General features: G+C 58.2%; 15 protein-coding genes and 2 pseudogenes. 13 read left to right on the top strand and 4 right to left on the bottom strand.

The window, feature by feature from the left end; translation table 11 throughout:
* Positions 1-678 precede the first annotated feature (678 nt).
* The 7 genes and pseudogenes from FHR94_RS18960 to FHR94_RS20135 form a co-directional block, all read left to right on the top strand.
* Positions 679-2,115, top strand: a complete 1,437-nt coding sequence (locus tag FHR94_RS18960) for a dihydrolipoyl dehydrogenase (RefSeq protein ID WP_183328257.1) — start codon at positions 679-681, stop codon at positions 2,113-2,115.
* A gap of 229 nt (positions 2,116-2,344) precedes the next feature.
* On the top strand, positions 2,345-2,809 hold the full coding sequence (locus FHR94_RS18955) for an iron-sulfur cluster assembly scaffold protein (RefSeq protein WP_183328255.1): 465 nt from the start codon (positions 2,345-2,347) through the stop codon (positions 2,807-2,809).
* Positions 2,810-2,861: 52 nt separating this feature from the next.
* Positions 2,862-4,052 (top strand): NAD(P)/FAD-dependent oxidoreductase, encoded by a 1,191-nt coding sequence (locus tag FHR94_RS18950; protein WP_183328253.1) that lies wholly within the window; start codon positions 2,862-2,864, stop codon positions 4,050-4,052.
* Positions 4,053-4,068: 16 nt separating this feature from the next.
* Complete coding sequence (locus tag FHR94_RS18945) at positions 4,069-4,524, top strand: hypothetical protein (protein WP_221188550.1); 456 nt, start codon at positions 4,069-4,071, stop codon at positions 4,522-4,524.
* A 147-nt stretch (positions 4,525-4,671) separates the two neighbouring features.
* Positions 4,672-4,858: pseudogene (locus FHR94_RS18940) on the top strand (IS256 family transposase); the annotation flags it as partial.
* A gap of 491 nt (positions 4,859-5,349) precedes the next feature.
* Positions 5,350-5,841 carry an Lrp/AsnC family transcriptional regulator gene (locus tag FHR94_RS18935; RefSeq protein ID WP_183328251.1) on the top strand — a complete coding sequence of 164 codons (492 nt, stop codon included), beginning with the start codon at positions 5,350-5,352 and terminating at the stop codon, positions 5,839-5,841.
* Positions 5,842-5,876: 35 nt separating this feature from the next.
* Positions 5,877-5,995 (top strand): annotated as a pseudogene (locus FHR94_RS20135) (IS30 family transposase); the annotation flags it as partial.
* Here the strand turns inward: FHR94_RS20135 and FHR94_RS18930 are convergent.
* Entirely contained in the window at positions 5,985-7,268 is a 1,284-nt protein-coding gene (locus FHR94_RS18930) for an MFS transporter (RefSeq protein ID WP_183328249.1), read from the bottom strand. The pseudogene FHR94_RS20135 and the gene FHR94_RS18930 overlap by 11 nt on opposite strands.
* Positions 7,269-7,949: 681 nt before the next feature.
* Between FHR94_RS18930 and FHR94_RS18925 the strand changes: the two genes are divergently transcribed.
* The 5 genes from FHR94_RS18925 to FHR94_RS18905 all read left to right on the top strand — a co-directional run bounded on the left by FHR94_RS18925 (position 7,950) and on the right by FHR94_RS18905 (position 13,377).
* Positions 7,950-9,119 carry a glycine cleavage T C-terminal barrel domain-containing protein gene (locus FHR94_RS18925; RefSeq protein WP_183328247.1) on the top strand — a complete coding sequence of 390 codons (1,170 nt, stop codon included), beginning with the start codon at positions 7,950-7,952 and terminating at the stop codon, positions 9,117-9,119.
* Between the two features lie 232 nt (positions 9,120-9,351).
* The gene (locus FHR94_RS18920) at positions 9,352-9,828 is read left to right on the top strand and encodes a methylenetetrahydrofolate reductase C-terminal domain-containing protein (protein WP_183328246.1); all 477 of its coding nucleotides are present in this window, start codon (positions 9,352-9,354) and stop codon (positions 9,826-9,828) included.
* A 142-nt stretch (positions 9,829-9,970) separates the two neighbouring features.
* Entirely contained in the window at positions 9,971-10,846 is an 876-nt protein-coding gene (purU, locus tag FHR94_RS18915) for a formyltetrahydrofolate deformylase (protein WP_183328244.1), read from the top strand.
* 14 nt (positions 10,847-10,860) lie between these two features.
* Complete coding sequence (folD, locus tag FHR94_RS18910; RefSeq protein WP_183328242.1) at positions 10,861-11,721, top strand: bifunctional methylenetetrahydrofolate dehydrogenase/methenyltetrahydrofolate cyclohydrolase FolD; 861 nt, start codon at positions 10,861-10,863, stop codon at positions 11,719-11,721.
* An 81-nt stretch (positions 11,722-11,802) separates the two neighbouring features.
* The gene (locus FHR94_RS18905) at positions 11,803-13,377 is read left to right on the top strand and encodes a BCCT family transporter (protein ID WP_183328240.1); all 1,575 of its coding nucleotides are present in this window, start codon (positions 11,803-11,805) and stop codon (positions 13,375-13,377) included.
* A gap of 175 nt (positions 13,378-13,552) precedes the next feature.
* Here the strand turns inward: FHR94_RS18905 and FHR94_RS18900 are convergent, their stop codons facing one another.
* The gene (locus FHR94_RS18900; RefSeq protein ID WP_183328238.1) at positions 13,553-13,963 is read right to left on the bottom strand and encodes a DUF4168 domain-containing protein; all 411 of its coding nucleotides are present in this window, start codon (positions 13,961-13,963) and stop codon (positions 13,553-13,555) included.
* Positions 13,964-14,121: 158 nt separating this feature from the next.
* On the opposite strand from FHR94_RS18900, the gene FHR94_RS18895 reads away from it, so the two are divergent.
* On the top strand, positions 14,122-15,015 hold the full coding sequence (locus FHR94_RS18895) for a DMT family transporter (protein ID WP_425485404.1): 894 nt from the start codon (positions 14,122-14,124) through the stop codon (positions 15,013-15,015).
* Between the two features lie 92 nt (positions 15,016-15,107).
* On the opposite strand, the gene FHR94_RS18890 is transcribed toward FHR94_RS18895, so the two are convergent.
* Positions 15,108-15,758: a sarcosine oxidase subunit gamma gene (locus FHR94_RS18890; RefSeq protein ID WP_183328235.1), complete on the bottom strand. Its 651-nt coding sequence runs from the start codon at positions 15,756-15,758 to the stop codon at positions 15,108-15,110.
* A partial coding sequence (locus tag FHR94_RS18885) for a glycine cleavage T C-terminal barrel domain-containing protein (protein WP_281376091.1) occupies positions 15,751-17,394 on the bottom strand: 1,644 nt, incomplete at its 5' end. The genes FHR94_RS18885 and FHR94_RS18890, both read right to left, overlap by 8 nt.

The following is a 17,394-nucleotide window of genomic DNA, read 5'->3' as shown; positions in this document are numbered from 1 at the left end:
GCGGACGGCAGGGTCGGCGGCGATCGCCTCCAGCTCCCGCTGCAAGGCGGTCAGCAGCGCGTCGGACAGGGTGTTGAATTTATCCGGGCGATTCAGCGTGAGGTAGACGGCCCCGTCTTTATTTTCCCTGAGAAGAATGTCGTCCGTAGTGTGACTGTGATTCATAAGTGACTCCCGCCAGGAATGGCTGATTAAACATCATTGATCGTCACCTCGACGGTGATCGAGTTACGGATAAAATAACCGATGGACTGACAGAGATAAGCCTCCCGCGAATGCCTGCATCGTAAGTGATCCGGGAACACTTGCAAAGCGACGATTGCTAAGCAGATGGGTTAGTATATCTAATGCAAAGGCTTGCAGGACTGCGTGGCCGTCGGCTTGAGGGTGCCATCAGTTAGCGCCATAGGCAAGCTCAACGGTATCAATGGCAACCCATGGCTTACAAAAAATAAGCCAAATGCTTAGAAAGCATCGCTTTTCCCTTAAGAGTGCCCCGGGTAGACTGTGCCTTGTTTTAACGACGCATTCCTGGCTACTGAAAGTTTCCGAGCTTGACGTCAGCTGATGCTTAAACTAAGCATGCGTGGCGGAGCGATATTTGAACACTTGCATTGTGCGAATGCACGACAATTAAATGCCATCAAACCAAGCACCCGGTAAAAGATGAGGCGTCCCATGAGCGAATCTACTATGAAGACCATGAATGTTGAATACGCGATCATCGGCGCCGGCACGGCCGGACTGGGCGCCTACTCGAAGATCAGCCGCAAGACCGACAGCCTGGTGATGATCCAGGACGGTCCCTACGGCACCACCTGTGCACGGGTCGGCTGCATGCCCAGCAAACTGATGATCACCGCTGCCGACTACGCGCACCACCTGGGCAGCAGTGAGTTTTTCGGGGTGACAGCCTCGGGTCGCGTGGATGGCCGCAAAGTCTTGGAACGGTTGCGCCGAGAGCGAGATAATCGTTTTGTCGCCAACAACATCAGGTATGTCAACAAGATTCCGGCCCACTACAAGCTGGAGGGGCGCGCCCGATTTATCGGTCCCGGCCGCCTCCGGGTGGGCGAGTCGGTCGAGGTCACTGCGAAGAAGTTCATCCTCGCCTGCGGCTCCAGGCCTGCGATCAGCGAGGTATTCGAGCCAGTAATGTCCCGCGTCCTGACCAGCGATACGATATTTGAACTGGAGGACTTGCCCCGCTCGATAGCGGTAATCGGTATGGGCGTCATTGCGCTGGAACTGGGACAGGCCCTCCATCGACTGGGAGTCGAAACGACCATTTACGGCCGATCCGGAAAAATCAACACCCTCACCCACCCAGACCTGCAGCAGCAAGCGCTCGATATCCTTAGCACCGATCTGAATATCTATCCCAGCGGCCAGGTGGTGAGCACCTGGGAGGACGCTGAAGGCGCCTGGATCGAGTATGAGCAATCGAATGGACAGCGGATCACTAAGGCGTTCGACAGGGTACTAGTCGCCACGGGGAGAGTCTCCAACGTAGACCGATTGGGTATGGAGCATACCGGCGTGGAGGTCAATGAAGCTGGCGCGGTGACATTCGATCCTCAGACGATGCGCTGCTCTGACCTTCCCATTTTTATTGCCGGCGATGTGACCGACCACCTGCCGTTGTGGCACGAAGCCTTCGATGAGGGACGTATCGCCGCCGATAATGCATTGAACTATCCGAATCCGGTGCCTGCAAAGCGCAGACCGCCGTTGATGGTGGCCTTCACCGATCCCCAGATCGCCACCATCGGCCAGAGTTTCCGGCAGCTTCAAGACCGGGAGATTGTCATCGGCGACCTGCCGTTTACCAGTCCTCGCCATGTGGTCTGGAACAAGGTCCAGGGACGTATCCAAGTCTATCTGGACGCACGAACCGGCGTCATTCTAGGCGCCGAGTTGCTTGGATATGCTGCCGAGCACCTAGCACATCTGCTTGCCCTGGCCATCACACACGACATGACGGCGGAGCAGGTCCTGTTGATGCCGGTCTACCACCCCAGCGCCGAAGAGTTGTTGAGAGATGTGTTACTCGACGCTCAGAAAAAGCGCAGGAGCAACGAAGCCGATGAAATGACACTTTCATCGTCAGCCTAGTGTAAGAACCCATGCAAAAATAATCGCATACTCCTTGCCACCCTAGCTTGACATGATCCGCTCCACTCGCTGGTCAAGGTGGCAAAGCTCTCGTAAGCCGTCAGCGACAACCAGGCATACTTAACTTACCGGAACGAAGCCAACTTCATCGTCGTGAAGTAGGCGGGTTTATGTGCTGGTGTTTTTGTGAAGCCGTGTTCACTGTTTTGTGAGGTGTGGATTGGACAGCATGTATGGTGAAACAGAGCGGCCCGATTTTATTCTTCAGTTTAGAAAATATGCTTCTCGAGTGCGTCGTGACCGACGCCTCCAAGGCAGCAGTGTTCGCACGATCACCCTCACAAGCCAGTCAGACAGCAAGGATAGCGTCACCATTGATGCAGTGATTGATGATGGCATTATCCAAGAGATTGGGTATCGGGTTCGCGCCTGCTCACTGGCACAAGCTACAACGGCACTCATTGCTGAACGCGCCACAGGCTTAGACATGACGGCGCTCTCTGCTATTGAGCAGCAGATAGCGCTGATCCTACAAGACAAACCACCTGAGGCCGCATCGTTGATCTGGCCAGAATTAATGATGTTGCAAAATGCAGCAGCCATGCCGTCACACCATGAAGTTGCCTTGCTGCCATTTCATGCCCTAAAAAAGCTGTTGAGCACAGAAGGGGACGCGCTTACAAGCAAGGTTTGAAAATCAATTTCAGCACGTTTTGCGTATACAAAAGTGCATCAGGAGAAATAACATGGTAAAGAATATTATTGTAGTTGGTGGTGGTATTGGTGGAACAATGACCGCCAACAACTTGGTCGGAAAGCTCTATCCCGAGATAAAGAGCGGAAAGGTACGCGTCACCTTGATTTCTAATAGTTATTGGCATTACTATAAGCCAGCATTTATGTATGTGGCATTTGGCAAATTTTTCAAGGATGAACTAAGGCGCCCTCAGGCATCGCTACTGCGTCCAGAAATAAATTTCATACTGGACCAAGTAGAGGGATTTGAATTTAAAAATAGCCGCTTAAAAATGCGTTCAGGCGATGTGCATGACTATGACTACTTAGTGGTCTCCACAGGCTGCATCCCCGCTCCGGACCGAATAGAAGGTTTGCAGGAAGCGGGAGATCACTTCTACCAGCATGACCCGGCGCGTAAACTATTTGAAAAAATTTCGACCATCGAAAAAGGTCGTATCTTTATTGGTGTGACATTTCCCAAAACACCAAACGTACCCCATCAGTGTGGTATTGCACCGATAGAAACCACATTGATGCTGGATGAATTCTTACGTCAAAGAGGCGTGCGCGATAGAATTGAGCTAGTGTACACTTATCCGACGATTTCGCAGTTAACTCGCAACTGCCTGTTCCTGCAAAAGAAAACCGGCGAAGTATTGCCATCGATATTTGATTCAAAAAATATCAAGCATAAAAGAGGCTTCAGCTTGGCCAGCGTTGATCCTGAAAGGAATGTGGCTATTTCAGAAGAAGGCACAGAAGAAAACTTTGACATTTTGATGCAGACACCACCCATTCGGGCCGTAGATGCAGTACTTGACTCGGGTGTTTCACAGTCGCCTAATAATGAAGGTTGGTTACCTACCGATCGCTACTCACTGCAACTTGAAGGCTTTGAGAATGTGTTCATAATGGGCGACACTGTTGATTTGCCCATTAGCAAGGCTGGAGGAAGTTGTCACAACCAATCCCCGGTTATTTGTAATAACATAGCAGGTTTGATGCGCATAGGAAAAACAGTCGATGAATACGATGGCAAAGTACAAGCCATTGCTCAAATGGGTATGGAGGTAGGCATGCCACTTTGGTACGACTATGATGAAGATGTTAAACCAACACCACCAACCAAGATTGGTGGCCTCATGCGCAAGGGTTTTAATCGTGGTGTGTATTGGTCCGTAGCTCGCGGCTTGATTTAAACAAGGAGAAGGATACATGAACAATGAAAGTGCGACTGCATCCATACAGTCACTTGCGAAGGTGCTTGAATCTTCACCTGCCTTGCAAAATCAAGCGACTTTAGAAGGTGTTGCCGACTTAATAGAAAAAGTTTCCCCCTTGCTTCAAGGTCGCCGATTGCATAATATCGTGGACTTGCTGGCCGCAGTATCCGATGTCATTGAAATGACAGATGATGCTATGGTGCAGAAGCTTATGACACTCTATGAAGAAAGCATCGGGGGTGTTTGGGCGATCACGAATGCATTGCAGTATGCATCAGTTCAAGCGGGAGGGGGAGAGATTCCCCCGACACTATGGAAAAGCATCAGGCGCTTAAACAATGATGAGAATGCTCGGCGCGGATTGGATACAGCAATTAATCTCATGGCGGAGTTAGGCCGCCAGTCAAAAATCTCTGGTCAGCCTATCCCTGAGGATTATCAGCACTAACTTTGCTTTTCATACTTGTCACCTATGTAGTATCACTTTCATAATAAGCACGGCGAGTTAAGCTCAAGACTGGTGTATGGGAGGAGGTAGGAAAGGTGGCGTATCCTGTTGATTGATCACGACCAAGGTCTCAACCAACACGAGTGGATACGCCATGACCGATTCTCCCTTCGGACTCTTTCACAACCAAAACCTCAGGCCCAGGTCGCCGACCCGTTGCACGAGCTGTTGCGCCAAGGCGGTCGAGGCCGAGCTGGCCACCTTCCTGACGCAGTATGCCGATCAGCGTCTCGACGATGGGCGGCAGGCCGTTGTGCGCAACGGCTGCCTGCCTTCCATCCATCAGATTTGACTATAACTCCCAGCAAGAAAAGGTCATGCGGGTCGGAGGGCATAATCTGTGTTGATGATTTAAGGACTTATAGCTCCGGCGTCGACAGTACTGCCCCCGGGAGTCCGTCCGGATTACGTCGCACGTCCTGGTAGATCAGGCTGCCCCGCCGGGCGCCTCGCCAATGGCGAGCAATGAGAATCCTACTTTACGCCGCACCTCGATATGATATTGTTAACATTGGGGCAATTGCCGGTAGCAGCTGTTATGGTTGTCCATGGCAGGTCAGAGCCTCCCTCATGCCTGACCGTTTCGGAAGCTAGCGACAGATGATCCAGAGTCTCACCCTAGATAATTGCGCTTATTTCATTATCCCAGCGCAACATCATCTCCTTTGAACTGATCTCCAGATACCATGTATTGCACCAAGAAATATTGCACCTCACTCCTGAATCAGTCACTCCCTTGGGGACTACCATGAAGGCTGAGAACAAATGAGGAAAATTGCTATTGATGCGGCAGACATCCGCATTCTGCGCGCACTTCAGCAGCACGGTCAGCTCAGTAAAACCAAGCTGTCAGAACTCGTCAACCTTTCTCCGACGCCATGCTGGGTTCGTTTCACCCGATTAAAGGAGGCTGGCCTGATACGGGGGTATCATGCGGATATCGCGCTCGATAAGATCGCGAATGCCACCAAGGTGGTGGTTACCGTTTCACTCGAGGGGCACCGCAAATCCAACTTCGACCGTTTCGAGGATTATATCGGCCAAGTTGATGAGATTGTCGAATGCATAGCGACGGGTGGCGGCATGGATTACGTCTTGAAAGTAGTGACGCCCAGCCTTTCCGCTTTTCAGCACGTAATGGAAGAACTTCTTTCAGCGGAGTTGGGGATCGACCGCTACATGACTTACATCGCGACCAGAGAGATAAAGTCGACTCAACCTAACCTTGCTTGCTTGATGGCTGACCCAGGAAAGTGAATCGGAAACGCAAGATATCGGGGACAGGCTCCGCAGTCGTCGAGACGCTGAATGATCGACTGAGAAAACGCCCCGGGTATCGGACACCGGCCCAGGTATTCCTGGGGGAATACTCAGGTGCCCGGATACCCCAGGTGTCGCCCTTATGGGTTGACGGTAGGCTTTTCAGCGTCATTCTCGACGGGCTCCTCCAGTGGCTCGCCCTCCTCGTTCTGGAGCTGATGATCGTACGCCGCCTGGAGACCGGCGTCCTCCTCATCCTCCTCGGCCCCATGGGCAATGTGGCCCGGGTAAAGTGGCGACAGGATGGCCACCAGGATGCCGAGCGCGGCGAACATGGCAAACGCATCGGCGTAGCCGAATGCATTCACCAGCCCACCGACGACAGGCGAGCCCGTCGCCTGCCCGAGCGATACCGCCATGAAGGGCAGTACCGGCCCCATCGACAGTCGGCCCGGCAAGAGGCGGATGCCGGTCATCAGATAGAGCCCCGTCAGACTCATGTAGGCCAGGCCGAAGACCAGCGCGGAAAATGCCGCCAGCACCGACTGACCGGGGCTGGCCGCGAGCAATGCCAGGCTCGCGGACAGCATCATCAGCATCAGTGCCTGCGTGATGGGGGGATTGTTGCGATCGGCCAGGTCGGCCACCACGGCACCGCCGAGGCCGGCGATGCCCACCGCGAGCCATAGCCACCCGGTGGCGCCGGACGGCAGGCCACCAAGGGTGACCACCAGGTCGGGCGCGAAGATCCAGTACGCCGAGGAGACGAAACCCATCACGAAGGCAAACAGCGAGAGCCTGACAAGACGCGACCACGGCAGTTCGCTGACCGGAGGCGGCGGCGCGGCGTTCGCCGGCGTGATCCGCGACACCGAGGGCAGGAAGAGCCACGCGGCAATCACCCCGATGCCCGCCAGGACGGCGAAGGACACATACGCCAAACGCCAGGCGCCGGCCAGGAACAACACCGTCGGTACGGCAACGACCACGCCGATGCTGGTCCCCGCGTTCATGACCGAGCTGACGCGCCCGTGCATCGAGCGTTTCACCAGCGCCTGCATGGCGGCCGTGAGCGCCGGCATCATCAGGCCGGTGCAGATCCCGCACGCGAACACCCCTACGCCGAGCGATAGGGCGTCGGAGGCCTGGCTGATCAGTGCCAGACCGCCGACGCCGAACGCACCGGACAGCACCGCCGCGTTGCGGGCACCGAGATGATCGGCGATGAACGGCGCGACCACCGTGGCCAGCAGGAAACTAAGGAGCGGCAGCGCGCCGATGATACCGATCACATACGGCGTGAGTTCCAGCTCGGCTCGGATAGGGGGCACGAAAAGCCCGAAGGCGAAGCGCGCGAGCCCGTAACTGATCGCGACCAGCGCTGCACCAAAGAGCGCAAAGCCTGTGCTGGAAAGCGACTTCATAGCGCCTCCGCCAGACGAGCATCGACGGTTCCGACGCGCTTCAGGCGCCGCCCCTGCCACGCAATGAGCGCTTGTTGATGCTCGATATCTTTATTTACTTTGATCACCCTGTATCCCTCACATCCTGGATTCATAGAATAACTGCCGCACCTTGAAGCAGCAGGGAAAGGCGGGAGGACCAGCGTCGGCCTCTCCTCGGCTCACCGATCAAAGTGAAGCAGAGCATGGGATACCGACCGCTGCCCCAGCCCCAACGGTATCAGATTCCCCCTGTTCTGACCCGGCCTGAGCCAACGACAGATCGCCCGAGAGCCGGGATCCACAGCAGCACCGTCAGCCGCGAGCTGCGACGCCGGTGTAGGGTGGGAAGGCCTCCATCCCATTGCTTACAGGCCCAGGCCGAGGGTCAGAATCTGGGTGTCGTCCATGCCATGCCTCCTGTCCATGTGGATGGCATATCCTGGTTCGGCTCAGAGGGCAAACTCCACACCCCACGACGAAGAGGCCCTGTTCGCAGGAACCGGACCAAACGGTCCGCGCTTCGTTAAACACTGGTCTGTTCAGACTTATTTTACAGTAATTTTAGGCGGCTTCAGAATGCCATGTGCGTCTATAGTGAGTTGTGCCGAATCAGCCAGTTCGGCAGTCTATTGAATTCCCCCATCAGGAAAGGTAATAAGAATGACAAATGTTACGGCAGTCAGCATAGAAAAAGAAGATGATTTTGGGTTCGGAACACAGATCCGAAAGTCACCCTACTTTGACGCAACAGTCCGCTGGGGCGCAAAAGGCTTTTCGGTATACAACCACATGTATATCCCGCGTGACTTCGGAGATCCGGTACAGAATTTCTGGAACCTTGTGAATGATGCGATCCTTTGCGATGTTGCCGCCGAGCGTCAGGTGGAAATCACAGGGCCGGATGCAGCGAAATTCATGCAGAGCCTGACCCCGCGCGATCTATCGGAAATGGCTGTCGGCCAGTGCAAGTATATTCTGATCACCAATGCCGACGGTGGTATTCTAAACGACCCGATCCTGCTACGACTGGCGGAAAATCACTTCTGGATCTCGCTGGCTGACAGCGACATTCTGTTGTGGGCGCAAGGTGTTGCGGTTCATGCCGGGCTCGATGTGAGCATTCGCGAACCCGATGTTTCCCCTTTGCAACTGCAAGGCCCGCAATCGGGCGAGGTGATGAAGGAACTCTTTGGCGAGAGCATCATGGATCTTCGCTACTACTGGTTGCGCGAGGTTGAGCTTGACGGCATTCCGCTGATTGTTTCACGCACCGGTTGGTCGAGCGAACTGGGCTATGAGCTTTATCTGCGTGACGGCACGCGAGGGGACGAACTCTGGGAAAAGATCATGGCGGCAGGTGCGCCCTTTGGATTGAAGCCTGGTCATACCTCTACGATCCGCCGCATCGAAGGTGGGATGCTCTCCTATCACGCTGATGCGGACATCAACACCAACCCTTACGAACTTGGGATGGACCGTCTGGTGAACCCGGATATGCAGGCCGAGTTTATCGGCAAGGCCGCATTGCAGCGCATCCGTGCAAATGGCGTGAGCCGCAAGCAGGTCGGGCTGCGTATTGACATGGTGCCCCTCAAAAGACCCAACACGAGGTTCTGGCCGCTTAGCAAAGATGGCGAAACCGTCGGCAAGGTGACGTCCGCGGTCTATTCCCCGCGCCTTGACCAGAATATTGCTCTGGCCATGGTGGCTACTGAACATGCCGAGATTGGCACTGAACTGGAAATCCCAACCGCATCCGGACCTGTGCAGGCTATTGTTGTCGAAAAGCCTTTCTTCGACCCAAAAAAGAAAATCGCTACAACCGCTTGAACACCAGCCGATTATGCGAACACTTGGGTTGTGTTCGAGTGGTACTACGGCGGCAATGGTGATCCGGGGTTAACGGTTGAATTAAAAGAGGACCTGTATCCGTGAGTGATTTATAGCAAACCTATTATTATCAACACTTGCCGTATTGATGTTAAAGGTTTAAAAAAACAGCTCACGGATTCAGGAAGCAACAACTGGCTCCACGGTGGTGCTGCCGTGGCAGGAGAGGCAGATGTATTCCGTTCGTCTTTGGGCCGCGCGGCACGCAAGAATTTTTGAGGTCACCTACCGAATGTTCGAACCGGTGATCGTCAAGTTGCACCCGCTATGGAAGTCGGTAGGCTACCAGCGCGCAGAAAAGCCCATGCGCACGCTGGAAAAGCTCAGCAAGGGGTTGCTGTTCGACTGCAAGATGTGTGGTCAGTGCATTCTCAGCTCTACCGGAATGTCGTGTCCCATGAACTGCCCCAAGACACTGCGCAACGGACCCTGTGGTGGTGTACTTCAGAACGGAAATTGTGAAGTTCATCCCGAGCTGCGCTGTGTCTGGGTTGAAGCTTGGGATGGAAGTCAGAAGATGAAAGGTGGCGAACGGATTCAGGTAGTGCAACTGCCGGTTGATCACAGTCAGAAGGGCAGTTCATCTTGGCTACGCGTGGCACGTCAGGAGTCGGAACTAAAACAAGAACACAAGGGAGCGTCGAAGTGAGCCTTAATGATGGAAACCTTGACCGAAACAGTGAACAATTCGCTAAACCATTAGGCTAAGGCCTCTCCGCAACAGGTGAAAGGGCTAAGGCTTCAGCCTGGAAAACCAACAAACAATCACCAATATCTATAGGTTTACTACTATGACTAACAATCTGGGCCACACCAACCAATTCATCCTTACCGTCAGCTGCGAAACTGGGCCTAATATCGTTGCCGGCATCACATCTTATCTGTCAGACCATGGCGGCTACATCTACGAATTATCTCAATTCGATGACAAAATCACCGGTCAGTTTTTCTTGCGCACAGTGTTCAATACTCAGCCTGATTCCCGCTACTCTTTTGAAGAGGTGCGCACCGGGTTTGCTGACCTTGCGGATAAGTTTGGCCTGACGTGGGAGATGCAAGAGGCCCACCGCCCGACCAAGGTTTTGATCATGGTATCCCGGTTTGACCACTGCCTGGTTGATCTGCTCTACCGTTATCACAAGGGCGAGTTGAACATCGAGATTACCGCGGTGGTATCCAACCACCTGGATCTTCGGCCGATAGCTGAGCGTGAAGGCATTCGCTTTATTTACCTGCCGGTAACAAAAGAAACCAAACCGGAAAAGGAAGCCGAGCTTCTCGATATCGTCAACCAGACCGGCACCGAGCTGGTGGTGCTGGCGCGGTATATGCAAGTGTTGTCCGATGATCTCTGTGATCAGCTGCACGGCCAGGCCATCAATATCCATCACTCCTTCTTGCCCGGTTTTAAAGGCGCCAAACCTTATCATCAGGCGTTTGAGCGTGGCGTTAAGCTGATCGGTGCTACTGCGCACTATGTGACCGGTGACCTGGATGAAGGTCCGATTATCGAACAGTCCGTGCAATCGGTTCATCATGCTTACTACCCGGAAGAACTGGTAGCCCTAGGCCGGGATACTGAAACGATGGCGCTAGCACGCGCGGTGAAACTGCATACAGAGCACCGTGTCTTTCTCTCGGGTAACAAGACCGTTATTTTCAAATAGGAGCAGAGGCTACCATGGCGCAATTACTCGATGGAAAACAGCTCTCGGCTCAGGTTCTGCAAGAGGTTGCCTCTGAAGTCGAGTTGCTCAGGGCCGAGTATGGCATAGTGCCGACGCTGGCGGTGGTGCTAGTGGGGGAGGATCCCGCCAGTCAGGTGTATGTGAGAAACAAGGTGAAGCGGGCGGAAGAAGCGGGGATGGGTTCCATTGAGCACCGCCTTGACGCCGGCACCACCCAGGATACCCTGAATGAGCTCATCGATCATCTGAACAATGATCCGCAGGTGCACGGCATTCTGGTGCAGCTTCCCCTACCGTCGCATCTTAATGAGGACGAGGTGATAGCGGCCATCAATCCGGCCAAGGATGTTGATGGCTTTCACCCACTAAATGTCGGGGCACTGGCTTCTGGGCGGGCATCGCTAGTACCGTGCACGCCACAAGGTTGCATGATCATGCTGCGTCAGATCCATCCGGATCTTAGTGGTCAAAATGTCGTGGTGGTAGGACGCTCTAATATTGTAGGGAAGCCGATGGCTGCACTGCTTTTGCAGGCAGACTGTACTGTCACTATTGCGCATTCACGAACGAAGAACATCGAATCCCTGTGCCGCAATGCCGATATTGTGGTGGCGGCGGCTGGCCGGGCGGAGCTCATCAACGCTGACTGGATCAAGCCTGGTGCAACGGTCATTGATGTCGGTATCAATGCCATTGATGTTGATGGCAAGAGAAAGCTCATGGGTGATGTGGCTTTTGAATCGGTTGCCCGGATCGCTGGTGCAATTACGCCAGTGCCCGGTGGCGTGGGCCCGATGACGATCGCTTGCCTGCTTTTGAATACGATACGTGCAGCCAAAGATCAGTTGTCCTGACCCTTTGCTCTGCCCCCCGCTCACACCAAGAATGTCCGGCGTCGCCCCAGGCGACGCGACAACAACAAGATAGGACCTCGAATGAAACATGACGACGATCCCACCATGGTCCCAGGCCATGACAACACCCAGATACTGGGCCTGGACTTCCATAATCCCGTCTTCCCGCTCTCTGCCCTGGCGATCATCGCCTTCATCCTCTATGCCCTGGTCTACCCCGACGCCGCCAACACCCAGCTGACCGCCGCCCGGAACTGGTCCATCGAGTACTTCGACTGGCTGTTCATGATCGCCGGCAACCTCTTCGTGATCCTGTGCCTGGCGCTGATCGTGCTGCCCCTGGGCCGCATCCGCCTGGGCGGCCCCCAGGCCCGGCCGGAGCACTCGCTGGTCTCGTGGTTCAGCATGCTGTTCGCCGCCGGCATGGGCATCGGCCTGATGTTCTGGAGCGTGGCCGAGCCGGTGGCCTACTACACCGACTGGTACGGCACGCCCCTGAATGCCGCCGCGGGCACTCCGGAAGGGGCTCGCGCCGCCATGGGCGCCACCATGTTCCACTGGGGCCTGCACCCCTGGGCCATCTACGGCGTGGTCGGGCTGTCGCTGGCCTTCTTCGCCTACAATCGCGGCCTGCCGCTGACCCTGCGCTCCGCCTTCACCCCGCTACTGGGTAACCGGGTACGCGGCTGGACCGGCCACCTGATCGACATCACCGCGGTGCTGGCGACCATCTTCGGCCTGGCCACTTCGCTGGGTTTCGGCGCCTCCCAGGCCGCCGGCGGCCTCAACTACCTGTTCGACGTGCCCAACACCATCGGCACCCAGATCGCCATCATCGTGGCGGTGACCGCCGTGGCCCTGTTCTCGGTGTGGCGCGGCATCGACGGCGGCGTCAAGCTGTTCTCCAACATCAACATGGTGATCGCCCTGGCGCTGCTGCTGTTCGTGGTGCTGACCGGCTCCACCCTGCTGTTCCTCAACGGCCTGTGGGACACCACCCTGGCCTACGCCAGCCATGTCCTGCCGCTGTCCAACTGGATCGGCCGCGACGACACCACTTGGTACCACGGCTGGACGGTGTTCTACTGGGCCTGGTGGATCTCCTGGTCGCCCTTCGTCGGCATGTTCATCGCCCGGGTCTCGCGGGGGCGCACCGTACGCGAGTTCCTGACCGCCGTGCTGCTGGTACCGACCCTGGTCACCATCGTGTGGATGAGTGCCTTCGGCGGCAACGCCCTGGCCCAGTCCGCGGCCGGCGTCGGCGACCTGGCCAATGGCATCAGCGACGTCTCCCTGGCGATGTTCCAGATGCTCGAGCACCTGCCTCTGACCACCCTGACCTCCACCATGGCCATCGTCCTGGTGCTGGTGTTCTTCATTACCTCCTCGGATTCCGGCTCCCTGGTGATCGACAGCATCACGGCCGGCGGCAAGGTCGATGCGCCACGTACCCAGCGGGTGTTCTGGGCCACCCTGGAAGGCGTGATCGCCGGCGTCCTGCTCTACGGCGGCGGCGACAAGGCCCTCGGGGCCCTGCAGGCCGGTGCCGTGGCCACCGGCCTGCCCTTCACCCTGGTCTTGATGATGATGTGCGTGGGCCTGGTCAAGAGCCTGCGCGAGGAACATCGTGCCCTGGGGCTTGCGGGCGCGGCCTGACACGCGGCCTTGAAACACTCCCGCGCCGAGGCCGCCTTGATAATCTTCAGTCGCCGATGTCGCGCAATTGGGTCAGTGAAAGCGACCCGTTCGTGATGGTCCCAGACGCCGGAAGGCCACCCCAAGGGGTGGCCTTCCGGGTCGCCGATGACTCGGCGGGAACGCAATATGGCGCTTACGAGCCCTGACCTTCGGCAGCCGCATCGGCCTTGGCCATCTCCTGCACGCGCTGCATCAGCTCGGGATCCTGCTGGATCGCCTGGCCGATGGCGTTGAAGGTATCCACCTTGAGGCCGCTGTTCTCGACAGCCTGGACCATCTTCTCGTTGGCCTCCTTGCGGACCTCCAGCTGGGCCTCCTCACCCTCGGCTTCCTGCAGGCGCTGAGTATAATCCTGAGAGATCACAGCGATCTCCTTGGATGCATCGGCGAACTGCTGGAGCTGGTCGTCGCTGAAGTTCTGCGCCTGGGCAGCGGCCTGCGGCTGTTCGGTGCCGGACGCTGCCGTCTCTTGGGCCTGTGCCGTGACGCTCATCAGGCCGGCAGTAAGCAGGGCAGCCGAGAACAGTGCCGTCATCCGTTGCATGAATACCTCCAGGGTGTTGTGTCATGAATGGGCCCCACTGTGACGGCCCCCCTCGGCATGAGTTCACCGTGATGTTGTAACGGAGTGAAACGATGGCCTTGGCACCCGGCTCCCCGCCCACGATGATACCTCTCTCCCTCTCAGGACAGTTAATGACAATGGAACGTCTCCATCAGGCCTGCCTGGCCACCATGCCTCTGCTCTTCGTCGCCCTGTGGAGCACCGGCTTCATCGGCGCCAAGTTCGGCCTGCCCTACGCCGAGCCCTTCACCTTCCTGTTTATCCGCTTCGTGCTGACCCTGCTGCTGCTGGTGCCCCTAGTGATGCTGCTGGGCGGCCACTGGCCGAAGGGGGCCGTGCTCTGGGGCCATATTGCCGTCTCCGGCCTACTGGTCCACGGCGCTTACCTGGGCGGGGTCTTCTATGGCATCTACCTCGGTATGCCGGCCGGGCTCGCCTCGCTACTGGTGGGCCTGCAACCGCTGCTTACGGCGGCCCTCTCGGGCCCCCTGCTGGATGAACGACTCACGCCCCGCCAGTGGCTGGGGCTGGGGCTTGGCCTGGCCGGTATCGCCCTGGTGCTGGGCGGCAAACTGGACCCGGGCCAGGCGCTCTTCCATGGCTTCGGGATCGAGGCGTTGGGCGCCGTGCTGGTGGCCTTGGTGGGCATCTCGCTGGGTACGCTGTACCAGAAGCGCCATTGTACCGGCATGCCGCTGCTCGGCGGTACCGTGGTGCAGTACCTGGGCGCCGGTACGGTGTTGGGACTCGGCGCCCTGCTGTTCGAGAGCCGGACGATCGACTGGACCCCGACCTTTCTGCTGACCCTGGGCTGGCTGGTGCTGGTGCTATCGATCAGCGCCATCCTGCTGCTGATGGCCTTGATCCGGCGGGGGGAAGCCTCGCGGGTGGCCAGCCTCTTCTATCTGGTGCCTCCCGTCACCGCGCTGGAGGCCTGGTGGCTGTTCGACGAGCGCCTGCCGGCCGCTTCGCTTGTCGGCATGGGCATCGCCATCGCAGGGGTGGTGCTGGTCGTCAGGGCGCGTGCCTAGCCTGTCGGACTTAACGCGTCGCTCCACGGCAAGAGGCCGGGGAAGTCCCCGGCCTCGAACGATGGATCACATCGGTACCCTACGGCCGATGCTCAGCGTGCCACCGCGATGCCGTACTCCTCGCCGGCGTCCAGCAGCCAACGATAGGTGTAATCGGCGAAGCTGCGACGCACCACCAGCTCCCAGCGTGACTCGCTGGGACGGCGCAGGATCACCGTGGCCTTGGCGAACACCGTGGTGACGCCCTTGCCCACCGGGAAGTGGCGTGGGTGGACGTCATAGACCACCGACTTCATCAACAGCTCCCGGGCGGCCTCGCCCTCGAGCTCGACCAGGGTCTGGCCGCCGCTGACGTCGGTGATGGCGAAGTGGGCATCGCCCAGCACCTCGCGCAGCTTGGCCTCCAGGGCGAACTCCTCGCCGCCGGGCACGATGACCAGCCACTCGTCCGGCGACAGCCACTGGACACTACGCTCGCCGTCGGCGTCGAGCACCAGGCCCTGGGGCTCGCCGGGCAGCGTGATGCCGAGCACCTCGCGCACCGCCTCGTCCAGCACGATGGCGCCGCCGCGCAGGATCAGGTGACCGAGAAAGGGCCGCTCACGCAGCACCACCCGGCTCCTGTTGGTGGGGACCGGAGCCCCCGAACGCTGGTAGGCGTAGGCCAGCGGCGATTCCGCCGGCACCGCCGCCTCGGGATGGGTATCGAAGGTCCTGACGTTCTGGGCAACCGAGTTAGACATGCTGGCGCTCTCCCTTGGGATCGACGAAGATGGGGCTGACGATCTCGGCCTCATGGACCTGGCCGTCGGCCATCGGCAGATAGACGGTCGTACCGATCTTCTGCTGACCGCCCTTGACCACGGCCAGGGCGAAGCCTGAGTCCAGGGTCGGGCTGTAGTAGCTGGAGGTCACATGCCCCACCATGGGCATGGGAATCGCATGCTTCGGGTCGAAGACGATCTGCGCGCCCTCCTCCAGCACCACCTTGGCGTCCTTGGGCTTGAGCCCCACCAGTTGCTTGCGATCGGGTCGCTGCGTATCGGGGCGCGACAGGGCACGCTTGCCGATCCAGGGGAAGGGCTTGTCGTAGCCGATCGCCCACTGCATGCCCAGGTCCTCCGGGGTCACCGAGCCGTCGGTGTCCTGACCGGCGATGATGAAGCCCTTCTCGGCGCGCAGGACGTGCATGGTCTCGGTGCCGTAGGGTGTGAGGTCATACTTCTTCCCGTGGGCGAACAGCGTCTTCCACACGTGCAGGGCGTAGTTGGCCTGGACGTTGATCTCGTAGGCCAGCTCGCCGGTAAAGGAGATCCGGAACACCCGCGCCGGCACCTCGGCGACGTGGCCCTCACGCCAGTCCATGAACTTGAAGCTGTCGCGATCGAGATCGATATCGGTCACCTCGGCGAGCAGCTTGCGCGCCTCGGGCCCGGTGACGGTCATGGTCGCCCAGTGGTCGGTCACCGAGGTGAAGGTGACCTGAAGCTCCGGCCATTCGGTCTGGTGCCACAGTTCCAGCCATTCCAGCACCGCGGCGGCGCCGCCGGTACTGGTGGTCATCAGGAAATGGTTCTCGCCCAGGCAGCTGGTGGTACCGTCATCCATCACCATGCCGTCGTCCTTGCACATCAGGCCGTAGCGCACCTTGCCGACGGCAAGCTTCTCCCACTTGTTGGTGTAGACGCGGCCCAGGAACTCGCGGGCATCCGGGCCCTGGATATCGATCTTGCCCAGGGTCGAGGCGTCGAGGATGCCCACGCCCTGGCGGACCGCCAGGCACTCCCGGGCCACCGCCTCATCCAGGGTCTCGGTCTTGCCGTTGAGGGTTTTCGGGAAGTACCAGGGGCGCTTCCACTGGCCCACATCCTCGAACTCGGCGCCATTCTCCACGTGCCACGGGTGCAGGGCGGTGTAGCGCTCCGGGTCGAACAGCTCGCGGCAGTGGCGGCCGACGATGGCGCCGAAGGTCACCGGGGTGTAGTTGGGGCGGAACACCGTGGTGCCGACCTCGGGGATCGTCCGGCCCAGGCAACGGGCGGCGATGGCCATGCCGTTGATATTGCCGAGCTTGCCCTGGTCGGTACCGAAGCCCATGGCGGTGTAGCGCTTGACGTGCTCGATGGACTCGAAGCCCTCGCGAGTGGCCAGCTCGATGCCCGCCGCGGTGACGTCGTTCTGCAGGTCGACGAACTGCTTGGGCGCCCGCAGCGTCGGCTTCTCATGGGGCACCTGATAGAGCGCGCAGGCCGCGCCGTCGCGGCGCGCGGCGACCTGGGGCAAGGCGAGCTCGGCGGCCGTGAAACCGGTCTCCGCGGCGGCCTGGCGGCCGGCCTCGGCACCGTCGGCCAGCACCTCTCCGGTGGCATAGACGCCGCG

This window comes from Halomonas cerina, from assembly GCF_014192215.1.
In the GTDB taxonomy this organism is placed as follows: domain Bacteria; phylum Pseudomonadota; class Gammaproteobacteria; order Pseudomonadales; family Halomonadaceae; genus Halomonas; species Halomonas cerina.
The sequence above is the reverse complement of the archived record's forward strand: the minus strand, read 5'-3'. Positions and strand labels throughout refer to the sequence as shown.